11 protein-coding genes are annotated in these 15,674 nt (G+C 72.2%); 3 read left to right on the top strand and 8 right to left on the bottom strand.

Annotated features, from left to right (window positions below; all coding sequences use genetic code 11):
- The first annotated feature begins 125 nt into the window (after nucleotides 1-125).
- On the top strand, nucleotides 126-1,391 hold the full coding sequence (locus ACFT9I_RS14620; protein ID WP_382564142.1) for an XRE family transcriptional regulator: 1,266 nt from the start codon (nucleotides 126-128) through the stop codon (nucleotides 1,389-1,391).
- The gene (locus ACFT9I_RS14625; RefSeq protein ID WP_382564144.1) at nucleotides 1,388-1,918 is read left to right on the top strand and encodes a GNAT family N-acetyltransferase; all 531 of its coding nucleotides are present in this window, start codon (nucleotides 1,388-1,390) and stop codon (nucleotides 1,916-1,918) included. The genes ACFT9I_RS14620 and ACFT9I_RS14625 overlap by 4 nt, the downstream gene beginning before the upstream one ends.
- A gap of 15 nt (nucleotides 1,919-1,933) precedes the next feature.
- Here ACFT9I_RS14625 and ACFT9I_RS14630 read toward each other — a convergent pair whose 3' ends face one another.
- From ACFT9I_RS14630 to ACFT9I_RS14660, 7 genes are all read right to left on the bottom strand, one after another.
- Entirely contained in the window at nucleotides 1,934-3,103 is a 1,170-nt protein-coding gene (locus ACFT9I_RS14630; RefSeq protein ID WP_382564146.1) for a MalY/PatB family protein, read from the bottom strand.
- 121 nt (nucleotides 3,104-3,224) lie between these two features.
- A complete protein-coding gene (gene fbaA, locus ACFT9I_RS14635; protein ID WP_382564148.1) occupies nucleotides 3,225-4,256 on the bottom strand; it encodes a class II fructose-bisphosphate aldolase in 1,032 nt (343 codons plus the stop codon).
- 149 nt (nucleotides 4,257-4,405) lie between these two features.
- Nucleotides 4,406-4,951 carry an orotate phosphoribosyltransferase gene (gene pyrE, locus ACFT9I_RS14640; protein ID WP_382564150.1) on the bottom strand — a complete coding sequence of 182 codons (546 nt, stop codon included), beginning with the start codon at nucleotides 4,949-4,951 and terminating at the stop codon, nucleotides 4,406-4,408.
- A gap of 35 nt (nucleotides 4,952-4,986) precedes the next feature.
- The gene (locus ACFT9I_RS14645) at nucleotides 4,987-5,811 is read right to left on the bottom strand and encodes an aldose 1-epimerase (protein ID WP_382564151.1); all 825 of its coding nucleotides are present in this window, start codon (nucleotides 5,809-5,811) and stop codon (nucleotides 4,987-4,989) included.
- A 38-nt stretch (nucleotides 5,812-5,849) separates the two neighbouring features.
- Entirely contained in the window at nucleotides 5,850-7,145 is a 1,296-nt protein-coding gene (locus tag ACFT9I_RS14650) for an SRPBCC family protein (protein ID WP_382564153.1), read from the bottom strand.
- A gap of 79 nt (nucleotides 7,146-7,224) precedes the next feature.
- Entirely contained in the window at nucleotides 7,225-8,829 is a 1,605-nt protein-coding gene (locus ACFT9I_RS14655; RefSeq protein ID WP_382564154.1) for a polyamine aminopropyltransferase, read from the bottom strand.
- A 139-nt stretch (nucleotides 8,830-8,968) separates the two neighbouring features.
- Complete coding sequence (locus tag ACFT9I_RS14660; protein ID WP_382564156.1) at nucleotides 8,969-9,487, bottom strand: DUF2617 family protein; 519 nt, start codon at nucleotides 9,485-9,487, stop codon at nucleotides 8,969-8,971.
- 942 nt (nucleotides 9,488-10,429) lie between these two features.
- Here ACFT9I_RS14660 and ACFT9I_RS14665 point away from each other — a divergent pair.
- On the top strand, nucleotides 10,430-11,641 hold the full coding sequence (locus tag ACFT9I_RS14665) for a pyridoxal phosphate-dependent aminotransferase (RefSeq protein WP_382564158.1): 1,212 nt from the start codon (nucleotides 10,430-10,432) through the stop codon (nucleotides 11,639-11,641).
- Nucleotides 11,642-11,657: 16 nt separating this feature from the next.
- Here the strand turns inward: ACFT9I_RS14665 and ACFT9I_RS14670 are convergent, their stop codons facing one another.
- Nucleotides 11,658-15,599 carry a CHAT domain-containing protein gene (locus ACFT9I_RS14670; RefSeq protein WP_382564160.1) on the bottom strand — a complete coding sequence of 1,314 codons (3,942 nt, stop codon included), beginning with the start codon at nucleotides 15,597-15,599 and terminating at the stop codon, nucleotides 11,658-11,660.
- Nucleotides 15,600-15,674 lie beyond the last annotated feature (75 nt).

Raw genomic sequence — 15,674 nt, forward strand, 5'->3', positions numbered from 1 at the left:
ACGACTCATTCAACTGCCCCGGCCCGCCGACCGGGCGGAAGTATCGAGGCGCTGTACGTCCCCCCTCACCGGAAATTTCCCCGGTAGCCGGTCCCACCACTCGGCCACCTGGCTACGGTTGACGGGTGACGGGCAACGTAAGTCTGAGCCACGCCGTGAATGAGACCGGATTCACCCAGGCCGAACTCGCCGATGCCGTGAACACCTACCTCTGGAACAGAGGCCACGAAGGGACGGTCAGCGACCGGACGGTACGCAACTGGCTTACCGGAAGGACCCGTTGGCCGCACGCCCGGCAGCGGGAGGCGTTGACCGCACTCTTCGGGCGCTCGGCGGGCGAACTGGGTTTCGTTGCCCCGGCGTGCCGACAGAGCGACACGAACGAAGGTGAGCAGCCCGTGAGACGCCGCGACTTCGTCACCGCCGCCGCCGGGACGGCCGCCGCCGCGCCGCTCATCACTGCCCGCCCCTCGATGGTCGGCTCCTCGGACGTGATCCGCCTCCGTGAAGGACTGAGCGACCTCGTACAACTGGACCAGAGCCAAGGCGGTCACGGCGAGTTGGAACAGCTGGCGCTCTCGGGCGCCAAGCGGACACTGGAGCTACGAGATCAGGCCGCCACCCAGCGCATCCGCCGACGCCTCTTCGCCATCGCGGCCGACTACACCGGGATCGCCGCGTGGTCCGCGCTGGACGCCCATCGGCTGGATCACACCCAGACGCATTTGGCGAGAGCGCTCCATCTCGCGGGTATGGCACGGGATCCCGTGGCGCTTTTCCAGGTGTGGAACATGTACGCGATGCTCTGCCGGCAGCGTCATGACTTCCATCAGGCGGCGGACTCGACGGACGCGGCACTGGCGACCACCATCACCCGCCGTGATCCGATGTTCGCCTCACTCGCACACGCCCGCGCGGCCATCAATCACACGCATCTCCGCGATCGTCCGGCCGCTCTGCGGGCCTTGGGCCGCGCCGAGGACGCCCTCGGCAGAGCTGAGGGGTCCAACTTCGCACGACCGAACTGGATCGCCTTCTACGGGCCGGGGGAGCTGAGCGCGATCACCGCCGTCGTCATGAACGCCACCGGAGATCCGGACCAGGCCGAGGCCGCTTCTCACCAGGCCCTGTCCCGTATCCCCGACGCGCTCCGCAGGAACCGCGCGATGGCCACCACACAGCTCGCCCTCGCACAGCTCCGCCAAGGAGACATCGGCCAAGCCTGCGCCACGGCCGACACGGTCTTCGGCCTACTGCCCGACCAGGCCCTGCCCGGCCGCCTGCGGTCGCGGCTCGACCACTTCCAGCGCGCCCTGACCACGTCCGCCCCCGGCTCAAAAACCTCACGCCAGTGGTCGGACCGCTACCGCCTCGAACGGAGCCGTACATGACGGGCACCACGGACCTCGACATCCGCGACTACGCACACGCCGATCTCCCGCGAATCCGGCAGACGCTCCTCGATCTCCACGCCTCCGCGTACGCGGAGGAGTTGGACGACGAGTTCAACCAGCGCTTCCCCTGGTTCGTGGACCACTGGGGCAGTCACCCGGGCTTCTCATGTGTGGTGGGCTACGACGACGACAAGCCTGTCGGCTTCGCCTACGGCGCCCCGGCGACAGAGGGCCGCGAATGGTGGCGTGAACACCTGGACCCGGCGCCGGAGAGGACCCGTACATACTCCTTCTCCGAACTGGCGGTCCACCCCACCTGGCGCGGGACGGGCGCCGCCGAACGGCTGTCCCGCGCACTGTTGCGGACACGGGAGGAGGACCTGGCCGTCCTGCTGGTCGACACCCGGCACCCCAAGGTCCAGGCCCTGTACGAGTCGTGGGGCTACCGCAAGGTGGGCGAGCGCCAACCGTTCCCCGACTCGCCCGTCTTCGCGGTGATGCTCGCCGAACTCCCCCTTCCGTGAAGGCAGTTACGAGTATCAGGAAGTAAGCCGGCGGAGCGCACGGATCAACGCGTCGGTGCCCTGTTCCGCCTTGGCGCGCGGGCAGCCGACGTTGAGCCGTACGTAACCCTCGCAGCCGTACGTCGTGCCCGGCATGATCGCCACCTTCTCGCGCTCGATCAGCTCCCGCTGGAGCGCGTCGTCGTCCACGCCCAGCGCCCGCAGGTCTATCCAGGCCAGATAACCGGCCTCCGGCGGACGCCACCCCAGCGCGGGGAAGGCCGCGTCGAGGCGGGCGGCGAGCATGCGGAGGTTGCCCACGACGTACGCGTTGAGCGCGTCCAGCCAGGGCGCGCCCTCGCGGTACGCGGTGATGTGGGCCGTCAGCGCGAGGACGGCCGGGGAGGCGAGCCCTTCGGCCGTCAGCATCCGGCGCAGGAACTCCGCGTGGTCGTCCGGGTCGCCGATGATGCCGTACGAGCCGCTGAGCGCCGGGAAGTTGAAGGACTTCGACGCCGAGGTGACGATGGCCCACCGGCCCGTGCCGAACCGGGTCCACGGCAGATGGCGGCGGCCCGCCGGAACGAATTCGGGGTGCACGAAGTCGGCGTGGATCTCGTCGCTGATCACCGCCACCCCGTACGCCGCCGCGAGACCGGCGAACTCCGTCAGCTCGCTCTCCGTCCACACCCGCCCCGTCGGGTTGTGCGGCGAGCACAGGATCAGCACCTTGCTGTCGCCGCGCGCCAGCTCCCGCTCCAGCGCCGCCGTGTCCCCCACCGGCACCCCGCGCAGCTCGCGGCCGAGCCCGGTGACCGCCTTGCGGAAGCCGTCGTACGTGGGGGTGTGGACGACCACGCCGTCGCCGGGGGCGGACCACATCCGCAGCAGCTGCGACACCTGGCTGAGCACGGACGGCGCGTACACCACGCGGTCGGTGTCCAGATCGGTGTCGTAGCGCGTGGCGAACCAGTGCCGCAGCGCCGACAGGAAGTCCTCGTGGCGCCAGTCCGTGTAACCGAGGACGCCGTGCGCGATGCGCGCCTGGAGCGCGGCGAGCACCTCGGGCGCGCAGGCGAAGTCCATGTCGGAGATGGTGAAGGGGAGCAGCCCGTCCACGCCGAAGCGGTCGGCGACGCCGTCCCACTGGACGCTCCAGGTGCCGCGGCGGTCGACGGGGGTGTCGAAGTCGTAACCAGGATCCACAGTGTCTCGATCCTCCTCGGCTCGGAACAGCAATGCGAACAGCAATGCGAACAGCAATGCGAACAGCACACGGGCCCGGCACCTCAAGAGGTACCGGGCCCGCTGTGCGTACGGCAGTTGCCTACTTGAGCTTGGTGCCCGTGGAGCGCAGCGCACCGCACGCCTCGGTCACGCGCTTCGCCATGCCCGCCTCGGCCAGCTTGCCCCAGGTGCGCGGGTCGTAGGTCTTCTTGGAGCCGACCTCGCCGTCGACCTTCAGCACACCGTCGTAGTTCTTCAGTACGTGGTCGGCGACCGGCCGCGTGAAGGCGTACTGGGTGTCGGTGTCGAGGTTCATCTTCACGACGCCGTTCTCCAGCGCCGTCGCGATCTCCTCGGCGGAGGAGCCGGAGCCGCCGTGGAAGACGAAGTCGAACGGCTGGCTGCCGGCGGGCTTGCCGTACTTCGCCGCCACGCCCTCCTGCAGGTCCTTCAGCAGCTCCGGACGGAGCACGACGTTGCCCGGCTTGTAGACGCCGTGCACGTTGCCGAACGACGCGGCCAGCAGGTAACGGCCCTTGTCGCCCAGGCCCAGGGCCTCGGCGGTGCGCAGCGCGTCGTCGACGGTCGTGTAGAGGGAGTCGTTGATCTCGTGCGTGACGCCGTCCTCCTCGCCGCCGGTCGGGGTGATCTCGACCTCAAGGATGATCTTCGCGGCGGCGGCCTGCGCGAGCAGCGCCTCACCGATGGTGAGGTTGTCGGCGAGGGTCTCGGCGGAGCCGTCCCACATGTGCGACTGGAAGAGCGGGTTCCGGCCGGCCTTGACGCGCTCGGCGGAGACGTCGAGGAGCGGACGCACGTAGGTGTCCAGCATGCCCTTGGGGCAGTGGTCGGTGTGCAGCGCGACCGTGATGTCGTACTTCGCGGCCACGATGTGCGCGAACTCCGCCAGCGCGACGGCGCCCGTCACCATGTCCTTGTTGTACTGGCCGCCGAGGAACTCCGCACCACCGGTGGACATCTGGATGATGCCGTCGCTCTCGGCCTCCGCGAAGCCGCGCAGCGCGGCGTGCAGAGTCTGGGACGAGGTCACGTTGATGGCCGGGTAGGCGAACTTGCCTGCCTTCGCCCGGTCGAGCATCTCGGCGTAGACCTCGGGGGTTGCGATGGGCATCGGGCCGCTCCTTGTGATGTGCGGGTGTGAGGTGCTTTGTCCCTGACCTGGGGGCGACGTCATTGTCGCCCTCATCCTTCCAGATCCTTTTCCGTACGGTGAGGCCCAGTCCGGACCAGGGCCGGACCCGGGCCGGGCTCAGTCCGGGCTCAGGCCAGCCCGAGGTCCGGCAGGGTGTACGCGCTGACGTACCGGACCCCTGCGGCCTCGACGGCCCCTGCGGCGCCCCGGTCGACGATGACGGCGACGGCGACGACCTCGCCGCCGGCCTCACGCACGGCCTCGACGGCGGTCAGCGGGGACCCGCCGGTCGTCGACACGTCCTCCACGACCAGACAGCGGCGGCCCTTCACGTCGGTGCCCTCGATGCGCCGCTGCATGCCGTGGGCCTTGCCCTGCTTGCGTACGACGAACGCGTCCAGGCTCGCGCCCCGCGCGGCGGACGCGTGCAGCATCGACGTCGCGACGGGGTCCGCGCCGAGGGTCAGGCCGCCCACGCAGTCGTAGTCGAGACCGGCGGCCGCGGCGGTGTCGAGCATGACCTGCCCGACCAGCGGGGCGGCCTGCCCGTCCAGCGTGATGCGGCGCAGATCGATGTACCAGTCGGCCTCGATGCCGGACGAGAGGGTCACTTTGCCGTGCACGACGGCCTTGTCCTTGATCTGCTGGAGCAGCTCAGCGCGTACGTCAGTCATGGCCCTGAGCTTACGGCCCGGCTCACGGGGGCTTCTCAGAGCCGGCGCCAGCTCCAGGTCGCCCGGATCTCCAGGGGGTCGATGGGGGTGACCAGGCGCGGCGCCGTGTTGAGCCCGTTCGGCGGGCCGGTCTGCGGTTCCACGCAGACCGCCTCGGCCTGCTCGTCGTAGATGACGGCCCACTCGGCGGTGCTGGTCACCTTGAGTTCGAGCCGCCCCGGCCAGGTCAGCGTCGCCTCGACGCCGTCGGGCATCCCGAAGCAGTCGTCCCACGGGCCGGGCCGGGGGTCGATACGGCGCCCGGTCGGCAGATGGTCCGCGCCGCGCTCCTCCTGCCACGCGGCGGCAGCCGCGAAGTCGAGGCGTACGGCGTCCTCTTCGGCCGTACCGCCGTCGAGGTGGCGCAGGAACCACGGGTGCCAGCCCGCCTGGGCGGGGAAGGAGTCGTCGTACGTCTCGACGCCCAGCGTCAGCGTCAGCGAGTCGTCGGTCAGCTCGAACAGCTGCGTGACGCGGCCGGTGTACGGCCAGGGGTCGGCCAGCTCGTACGTGAACGCCGCCTCGCTCTCGCCCTTGCGGGCCGTACGCCAGGAGGTGTCGCGGCCGGTGCCGTGGATGGCGTGCGGCGGGGAGTTGAGCGGCAGTTGGTGGGTGACGCCGCCGTTGCGGAACCGTCCCTCCCCGGTCCGGCCGCACCAGGGCACCATCGGGAAGCAGCCGTAGCGGTCGCCCTGCCGCAGCAGTTCGGTACCGCCGACGCGCAGGCTCGCGACGCGGCAGCCGTTCGCCGGATGGATGGTCAACTCGGCGTCGCCGGCCGCCAGTCGGATCTCGCGCTTCTGGTCCGTGTCCGTACTCACGCCATGACCCTAACCGGCGCGGGGCGGCACGGCCCGGCTCAACGCCTGCGCCGCAGCGCGCGCCCCACGACGACGGCGCCCGCGATGGCGAGCGCGGCGGCGGGCGCCACCCACCGCAACGCGGCACCGGCGCCCCCGGCGTCGGGTGCCTGCTCGGGCGCGTAACGCCCGCGGGGCGGCGCGTGATCGACCTCCTCGGCGCTGCGCCCGATCATGGTCCGCCGGGCATGGGCGGCCTCGGCGGGCGGATCGAGCGGTACGAGGAAGTCCCCGTCCCCGGAGGCGGTGACCCCGAACCCGGCGGACGCGTCGAGGGCGGACGGCGGCACGGGAACGTCGAAGCCGGCGGGCTCGGTCAGCTCGGGGTCGTCCGGGTCGGGGACCTCGGGGGTGGTGTCGGGGGCGGGGTCGGGGTCGGGGTCTGGGTCGGAGCTCGCGCCTGCCGACGCCTCGTCACCGGCGGGCGCGGCGTCCGAAGACTCCGCAGCCTCCGCGTCGACGTCCGGTGCGTCTTCCGGAAGCCGGTCGGCGCCGGGGGTGGAGGTGGGGGTGGCTCCCGCAGCCGTCACTTCTTGGTCCGACCCACGGTCAGACCCGCCGGAGTCCGACCCGTCGCCCGGAGCCCGATCGCCGCCCCGTGGTTCAGCGGCAGAGGCTCCGTCCGAGGTCGGTCCGGTCCGGCCCGGCCCCCCGGCGGGGCTCCCCGCCGGTCGATCAGCAGGCGCCGCCGCATCAGCGGCATGCGCCCCGCCGGCGGACGCCGCATCCGAAGCGGGTACGTCCCCGTCCCGCCCGACGCCCGCGTCCGCAACGCCGGTGCCGTCCCGCCCGACGCCCTCGCCCGCAACGCCGGCGGCGCCAGGGCTCTCCGCCGTGCCTTCCGCCTCCGCACCGCCAGGCGCGGCACCCGGCTGCGCCAGCGCCGCGACGAAGCGGTCCAGCAGTCTGCGGGCCGTCGCCTCCGACGTCGACGCGGCGATGCCGGACAGGCGGCCGTCCGACGTCGGCGTCCACGTCGACGTGAACGCGACCGTCGTACCCTCACCCGTCTCCGTCAGCCTGACGCGGACGGACACCTTGGCGGAGCCCGTACCGCGTACCTCCGCGCCCTCGCCCTTCGCCGTGAAGCCGCCCGCCCGCTCCGTGAGCGTCAGCGCGCCGCGGTACGTGATCGTGTGGCCGCCGACGCGGACCTTCAGCCGGCCCGAGAGCGGGCGCGCCGACGCGTCCGCGTCCTGTTGGAGTCCGGGGACGCAGCGCGCGACGCGGGCGTGGTCCCGCAACGCCTCGCGGAGGGTCTCAGCCGGAACCGGAATGAACACCTCATGCTCCATGGGATCCGAGCCTACTCAGCCCCGCCGCCTCAGGCGCCTCTCCGCGCACAACCCGACCCGTAAGGACGGTCGCCGCCCGTCAGCCCGCGTACCGCGGATGCACCAGCGTCGACGGCGGCAGATCGCGCAACCGGGTGCGCTCCGCCCCGAGGACGCCCGCTTCGAGCACCGGCGCCGCCAGCGAGCGCAGCGGGGGCGCTTCCGGGGAGAGCCCCACCCTCGGCGCCCGGCCGACGGCGGCCAGGAGGAACCCCCAGTCCTCCTCGTCCGCGCCCTTCCCGTCGCGCACCCGGTCCGGCCCCGCCCCGAACCCGGCCACCCGCCCCGTCGCGCTGTACGGACTCGTACCGAAGCCGGCCGCCCGCAGCGTCGCGTCCACCGTCCAGTACGTACGCGGCCGGGACGCCGGCGGACCCGCGTGCACCGCCAGCCGCCCGCCCTTGGCGAGCACCCGGGAGGCGAGCCCGTAGAACTCCTCCGAGTAGAGCTTCGTGCTCGGGGTGATCCCGGGATTCGGCAGGTCCGAGATGACCACGTCGTACGCCCCCGCCTCCGCCGCCCCCCGCAGCCACGCGAACGCGTCCGCGTACTCCACCCGGAATCGCGGGTCGTCGTACACATGCCCGTTCAGCCCCGCCAGCGCCGGATCCGTGCGGGCCAGGCGCGCGACGCCGGGGTCCATCTCCACGAGCGTGACCGAACGGACGTCCCCGTAGCGCAGGACCTCGCGCGCCGCGAGCCCGTCGCCGCCGCCCAGGATCAGCACGCGCGCGTGCCTCCCGCTCATCGCGGGATGCACCAGCGCTTCGTGGTACCGGAACTCGTCGCGCTCGCTGACCCGCAGCCGCCCGTCCAGATACAGGTCCAGCGGCTCGTCACGCCCGCCCGTGAGGACGACCTCCTGGACGTCGGTCTGGACGGCGACCCGCACCCCGTCCCCGTACACCGCGCGCCTCGCGGCCCGCTCGAAGTCGTCCACCATGACGGCGGCGGTGCCCAGCACGGCCAGCACCAGCACGTTCACCAGGAGCAGCAGCCCTCGCTCACGGCCCGTCAGGTCGCGTCCGAAGACCCAGAGCACGAGCGCGCCGCCCGCCACCACATTGACCGCGCCGGTCAGCAGCGCGCCCGTCAGCTGTCCGAACCACGGCAGCAGCAGGAACGGGAACGCGAGCCCGCCGACCAGCGCGCCCACATAGTCCGCGGCGAAGAGATCGGCGACGGTCCCGCCCGCGTCCTGGCGCGACACCCGCTGGATGAGCGTCATCAGCAGCGGGATCTCCGCGCCGATGAGGACCCCGATGGCGAGCGAGAAGCCGATCAGCGCGTACCGCGACTCGCCCATCCAGGCGAACGTCGCGTAGAGCACCAGCGCCGAGAGGCCCCCGAGCAGCGCGAGCGCCGCCTCCACCAGACCGAATCCGACGGCCGCCCGGCAGCGCAGCCGCTTCGCGAGCAGCGAGCCGAGGCCCATCGCGAAGACCATCAGGGACAGGACCACCGACGCCTGCGTGACGGAGTCCCCGATGAGATACGACGCGAGGGCGACCAGCTCCAGCTCGTACACCAGTCCGCACGCGGCGCACACGAAGACCACGGCGAGGATCAGGAAGCGACCCGCGCTCGGTCGGACGGGCAGTCGCGCCGCGCTGTCCGGCGGCGCGACCACAGACTGGTCGATCATTCCAGTAACGCTACGTCACGACTTCCGTGCGGCTTGTCACCCACAAGGGTGGTAACCGGCGTACGCACCCGTTCTGTTGACGTTTTCACGCCACACCACGCCGCGCCGCGCCACGCCCCCGGCCCCGCCCCGACCCCGGCTACAGCGCGGCCGGCACCCGCACCCCCACCCGTGTCCGGGTCACCACCAGCGCCCCCTCCTGCGGATACGCGTGCCAGGTCCGCCAGGACACCTGCCCCTCGTGCCGCTGCACGAGCATTGCCGTGAACGCGTGCGGTTCACCCGGGAAGGTGCCCGCGAGCCCGTTCGGATGGTCGGCGACCAGCGCGAGCAGTTCCTGCGCGCGCCCCGCGAACGAGCCCTGCGACAACGTCTCGACGCGCGCGGCGAATTCGTACTCCCATTCCCCCACGCGCTCGGCGACCCCGAGCGGCAGCGGCGTACTGCTGCCGGGAATGCAGGCCACCGTCTCGGAGCAACTGCCTTGCGCCTCCTCGAGAAGCACCTGATGGGAGGCGCCGAGAAGCCTCATCTGGACCTTGGCGCCGGTGAGTTCGAGATCGAGGACGGCGAGGGCGGGCAGCGGCTCGCGCCCCAACGCCCAGGCCAGATCGGCGGCGCGGGTGTCGGTGTAGGCGGTATTGAGGGTTCTGAGCATGGGTCGGCTCCGCAAACACGCTTGGCAAAGTGGACCGGGTGGCGTCCCGGAGGATGATCGAAATGAACTGAGAGCTGTGAACTGAGAGCTGTGAACGGGGAATTGAGAACGTGAACTGAGGGCTGAGAGCTGAGGATCGACGGCAGGAGGAGATCGTCTGCTCGGCTCCGCACAGAAGGTCCGAGGTTCGAGGCCCAAGGTCCGGGGGCTGGAAAATCTCAACAGCGAGAGAATCACGAAGTAAGGGGCGCTCACAGCGTTTTTACCCAACTTGACGGGGTTTCCATCCCCTCGGGGGCACCCCAGTTCAACTGTTCAATGAAAAACCGCTCATCGGTTCACCACAGACCCGTCACCGGCTGAGCACCGGCTCAGCACCCGCTCAGCACCGGCTCACCACGGCGCCAACACGAAGGTGCCCGGCGGAAGTTCACTTCCGCCGGGCACCTTCGATCAACCACGGACCAGCTGCCCCGTGTCAGCTGCCTCCGCCGCCGCACCCTCCGCCGCCCCCACCGCAGGACGACGAACCGCCACCACAGGAGGACGAACCGCCTCCGCAGGACGACGAACCGCCACTGTCCCCACTGGAGTACCAGCTCCCGCCACCGCCGTCGCCACCGCCACTGCCGGCCGCGCCGGACCGGCGGCTGCCGTAGAGACGTACACCGCGGTTCCGGTTCCGCGCACCCAGGTGCTTCGCATAGGCCCCCATTGCGAACAGGAACCCGACAACCAACAGTGCGAGAAACCCGAAGGCCAGCCCCACAACGCCCATCGTCCCCACCGTCTTTCTGTTCCCCCGAAGCGACGCCCCCGCGCCGTCGCGGGACCGGCTTCGCCAGTGATCGGCTTTCGTGCCGTCTTCTTGTGTGACTGGGGAATGCCCCCCGCCCCGCGAGCCCAAAGCGAACTTGAGCAAGTCCAGAGCTTCGGCGCAGGATGGCCGCCATGACCGCCACGAACCCCGCAACTCCCCCGCCACACCACCGCCCCCTGCTCAACCGACGCCTCGCGGAGTTCGGGACGACGATCTTCGCCGAGATGTCGGCACTGGCCGTCCGGACCGGCGCGATCAACCTGGGCCAGGGCTTTCCCGACACCGACGGCCCCGAGGAGGTCAGGGAGGCGGCGGTACGGGCGCTGCGCGACGGCCGCGGCAACCAGTACCCGCCCGGCCCCGGCGTCCCCGAGCTGCGCACCGCGATCGCCGACCACCAGCAGAAGCGGTACGGCCTGACGTACGACCCCGACACCGAGGTCCTGGTCACGGCGGGCGCCACCGAGGCCATCGCCGCGTCGCTGCTGGCCCTCGTCGAGCCCGGCGACGAGGTCATCGCCCTGGAGCCGTACTACGACTCGTACGCCGCCTCCATCGCCCTGGCGGGCGGCACCCGCGTCCCCGTCACGCTGCGCCCCCGCGACGGCGCGTACCACCTGGACCTGGACGAACTGCGCGACGCCGTCACCCCGCGCACCCGGCTGATCCTCCTCAACACCCCGCACAACCCGACCGGCACGGTCCTCACCCGCGAGGAGCTGGCGGCCGTGGCCGCGCTCGCCGTCGAGCGGGATCTGCTGGTCGTCACCGACGAGGTGTACGAGCACCTGGTCTTCGACGGCAAGCATCTGCCCCTCGCGTCCTTCCCGGGGATGCGCGAGCGCACGGTCACCATCTCCTCGGCGGGCAAGACGTTCTCGTTCACCGGCTGGAAGGTCGGCTGGGTGACGGCCACGCCGGAACTGGTGACCACGGTCAGGGCGGCGAAGCAGTTCCTGACGTACGTCTCGGCGGGCCCCTTCCAGTACGCCGTCGCCGAGGCGCTGCGGCTGCCGGACAGCTACTTCGACGAGCTGCGCGACGATCTGCGGACCAAGCGCGACGTGCTGTCGGCGGGGCTCGCCGCGGCCGGCTTCGAGGTCTACCGGCCGGCGGGCACGTACTTCGTCACCACCGACATCCGCCCGCTCGGCGAGAGCGACGGCTTCGCCTTCTGCCGCGCGCTGCCGGAGCGGTGCGGGGTGGTGGCCGTACCGAACGCCGTGTTCTACGACCACCGCGAACAGGGCGCGCCCTTCGTACGCTTCGCGTTCTGCAAGCGCACGGAGGTCCTGGCGGACGCGGCGACCCGGCTGAAGACGCTGGCGGGGTGATCTCCGGGGCCGGCCGTCACGGCCCCGCGTGGACCTGGCACGCCCAGAGGCTCGGCGTACGGGGGTAGTCGGCGCGCACCTCGCACACCGCGCGGTGCAGGGCGCGCGCCGTGTTCTCCACGGAGAGGGAGGACGCCGTGTCCAACTGCTCGTACACCCGGCGGGCGATCCGGGTCCCGACCGTGTCGTCCACCTGCCAGAGCGAGCCCACGACATGCGGGAAGCCCGCCATCTGGAAGGCGCTCGCGATGTGCACGGACTCGTCGGCGAGTTCGGCGCCGATACGCATGGTGTCGCACGCCGACAGGTAGGCCAGGCGTGCGCCGGGCAGGCGCAGCCGGGCGAGATCGCGGATCGTCGGCGACGCCTCGGGCGGGCCGTGCAGCACCATCCGGCCGGCCGACGGGCGCAGCGGATCGCTGACGGCGTGGCACGCGAAGTGCGCGTGCGCGTGGTCGCGCAGCCGGGCCTCGACCGCGGCGCGGGTCGCCGCGCCGTCGGCGAGGACCGTGGCGTACGGCAGCCGTTCCGCCAGCCACTCGGCCTCCTCGCGCGCGCCGTGCAGCGCGGGCTGTCCGGCCGCCTCCGGGACCGCGACGATCAGCATGGAGTCGTCCCTGCGGGCGCCCGCTCCCTTGCGTGCGTCGGCGGCGGGCTGTCGCGCGTAGGCGCGTGAGGGGATGCGGGCCGGGACACGGGTGCGGGCGTGGTGGAGCGTACGGAGCGTGGGGGCGTACGAGGAGACCACCCGGTCGAGGGCGCCGGGCCCGGTGCCGTCCGGCGCGGCAGCGTGCAGGGGCAGCGTGCCGAGCAGCCCGCCCGGCGACCACCAGACGCGCGGCAGCTCCTCCCCCTCCGGGGGAACGCCGAGGCCCAGCCGGTCGAGCACGGGGCCGGTGACGGCCGACCAGAGCCAGTCCAGCGTGGACCGCACCTCGCCCTGGGCCCGCAGCGCTTCCTCGTGGCCGCTCCCGGGCGCGTTCAGCCGCGCGAGCGCGTCGTGGAAACGCTCGGTGCGCTCGGTGACCGCCGGTGCGGTGAGCAGGGGCAGCGGTACGGCCTCGACGGACCGCCCGGTCACGACGAGCGCGCCGCCGGCCGGGGTCCCGGCGCCGCCGCCACTGTCGGCGCGCGGCACATGCACCAGGACGACGGGGCCGTGCGCGGCCGTCGCGTACAACTCGGCCTCGTCCCAGTCGCGTACGGAGCGGAAGAGGCGCAACTCCGGCTGCTCGGCGCGGATCTGTGCGGTCAGCTCGTCCCACTGGGCGGTCAGCCGCTGCCGTCGGTCGCTGGCGGGGGCATCGCTCTCCGCCACCCCCACCTCCTCCGGCTCCGGCTCCGGCTCCGGCTCCGGCTCGGGCTCGGGCTCCAACGCGCCTGTGGACTCGTCGAGTCCGTCCCGCAGCCTGACCAGCCTGCCCGCCAACTCGGGTGCCTTGCGGGCCAGTTCCGTCAGGTCACTGTTCGCGTCGAAGGCCTGCGCCAGCAGCACGCCGCGCGCCTGCTCCAGCAGCCGTACCGCGAGCCCCGGCTCTCCGCACCGGACGGCGCAGGCGGCGGCCTCCGCCCCCAGCCCCGTCGTCTCCGCGAGCCGGAACTCCTGGTCGTCGCGCAGGAGATGGCGCGGCGAGAGGAGCGGCATCAGGTCGACGGCGACAACGTACCCCTTCAGCGCGAGATCCGGCCGTCCGAGGTCCAGCCCGGCACGGGCCCACCGCCAGGCGGCCTCAAGCCGTTCGGACGGCGGGCACTGCGGTTCGAGCGCCGCCTCGCGGAAGGCCCCGGCGGCCTGCTTGAGATCGTCCTCCGCGTGCGTACGCCCGTACCGTTCGGCCAGGGCCGTACCGAGCGCGGACAGCCGCATCGTGAGGTTCGGGTGATCCGGCGGGGTGACATCGACGGCCTCGCGCAGCAGTTGGACCACCTCTTCCCGCGCGTTCGACGACAGCGCGGTCCGCAGCGAGGCCCCGTGGGCGGCGGCGGCCACCATCAGGGCGTTGGCCCGTCGTGGCGATCCCTCGGGCAGCGCGGCGAGCACCGCGTCCGCGAGCGTCCGCGCCTCCCGCAGATCGCGGCGGCCGAGGGTGATCTCGAAGCGCCGCAGCAGGGTGATCGAGAGCGCCAACTGCCTTTGCCACAGCAGCGGATCGGTCGCGCCGGTCAACTCCAGCGCCGCCCTGATGTGCTCCACCGCCTGATCGGCGGCGACCGGGTCCCTTGTCCGGTCGGCGGTACGCATCAGAGCGGCGCCCGTCGCGGACAGGATCGCGGCGCGCTTCACGGGAGAGGTGCCGGGCAGCGCCGCGGCGCGCCGGCGGCAGTCCAGCGACTCGGCGAGATCCGCCGAGTCCTGGAGCCGGTTGTGACGGAGCATCAGTGCGCCGCTGAGGTTGATCAGCCGGCCGGCGAGTTGGTGGTGTCCGGCCGCTGTCTCCCGTACGGACTCACGCAGCGCGTCGACCGCCTCGGTCAACTCGCCCATGTCGGAGGAGTGTTGATGGCTGGAGACCAGGACACTGCCGAGGTTGTTGAGTACGGCCGGCTTCGCCGCGTGACCGGCGGGGAGCATCGCGAGCGCCTCGCGCAGCCGGGCCGCCGCCGTGCGGAGATCGTCCGGATCGCCCAGGCCCCGCTCGTACCGCCCACGCAGCTCCAGCGCGGAGTTGACCATCCTCTGGAGCGCGCGGCCCGTCGTCTCGCCGGCGTCCGGCGGCGCGGCGCCGCCGAGCAGTCGCCGTGCCTCCTCCAGGTCGGCCACGTCTCCGAGTCGCGCGTGCCGCGCGCGCAGGGCCAATCCCAGCTGCTCGTCCGCCCGCGACCGCTCGTGCGGCTCGGTCCACATCTCCCGGCGCGACCGGTACAGCACGGTGATCGCCTCCTCCACGTCCGGCAGCGCGCCGGTCACCTCGTACCGCTTGAGGAGCGCGCCGCCGAGATTCGCCAGCCCGGAGCCCGGCCCGTTCGGGTCGCCGGGCGCGGCTCGCCGGTACAGCTCGACCACCTCGTCGAACTCCTCGACCGCACCGCCCGACCGGTCGAGCCGCAGGGCCGACGCGCGCGCCAGGAGGCTCCGGTAGCGAGGGAGGTCGGGGTCGTGCTCGTCCGTCTGGGCGGCCCGGGCCACCTGGGCCGCTTGGGCCGCCTGGTCCACGACGTCGCGGGCGATCCCGATCGCCTCGTCCAGGTCCTCCGGATCGGAGGTCCGCTCGTAGCGCGCGACGAGCGACAGCCCGTGATTGCTCAGCCGTGGCAGGCGGTTGGGATCGCCGGCCGGAGTGAGCCGCACGGCGCGGCGCTGGAGCCGTAACACGTCGTCGGCAAGGCGCACCGACTCCCGCAGCAGTTCGTCGTCGTCCCGGGCGCGGGCCGCCGCGGCCATCGCCTCGGACAGCCAGCCGACCCGGATGGCGAGTTCCGGGTCGTCCTCGTCGGTGGCGAGCACGGCGAGCCGTCCCGCGCCGATCGCCTGCGCCCGTACGATGTCGGGCGTGCTGCCCGGCAGGTCGAACGCCTTCGCCATGTCCGGTGGAGCCCCTGGCAGTTGACGACCCTGCCCGACCGCCGTGGCGGCCATGCACACCACGCTCCACTCCTCCGGCCCGTCCGCGCTCGCCGGATCCGGCCAGGACTCCGGCGGCTGGGCGGCCCAGAATCCCGCCAACTCCGGTGGTACGGCGTCCCGATCACGCACCCAGACGGGGTACAGCAGCATCCCCGCGCAACTGCCCTCCTCCGCGCCATGCCCCTCGCCGAGCGAGAGACAGCGGTACCAGAACAGCCAACCGGCCACATACCGGGCCTCCATGTCGGTGCCCAGGTCGCAGCCGCGCAGCAACGCCCCCAGTTCGGCGTCGGCCCTGGCGCCGAACAGCAGTGTCCCGTCGGCCTGTTGATCGACCCGCGCCAGCCGCTCGGCCACCGCGGTCAGGAGCCGCTCCCGACTCGTCACGCTCACCCTTACGCCCTCCCCCTGCTCGCCCCGCCACTGATCCGTCCCGCTGACTCATTGTGGTCAAGTGCGAGCCAAGAG

Origin of the sequence: Streptomyces sp. NPDC057137, from assembly GCF_042670825.1 — a bacterium.
Classification (GTDB): Bacteria; Actinomycetota; Actinomycetes; order Streptomycetales; family Streptomycetaceae; genus Streptomyces.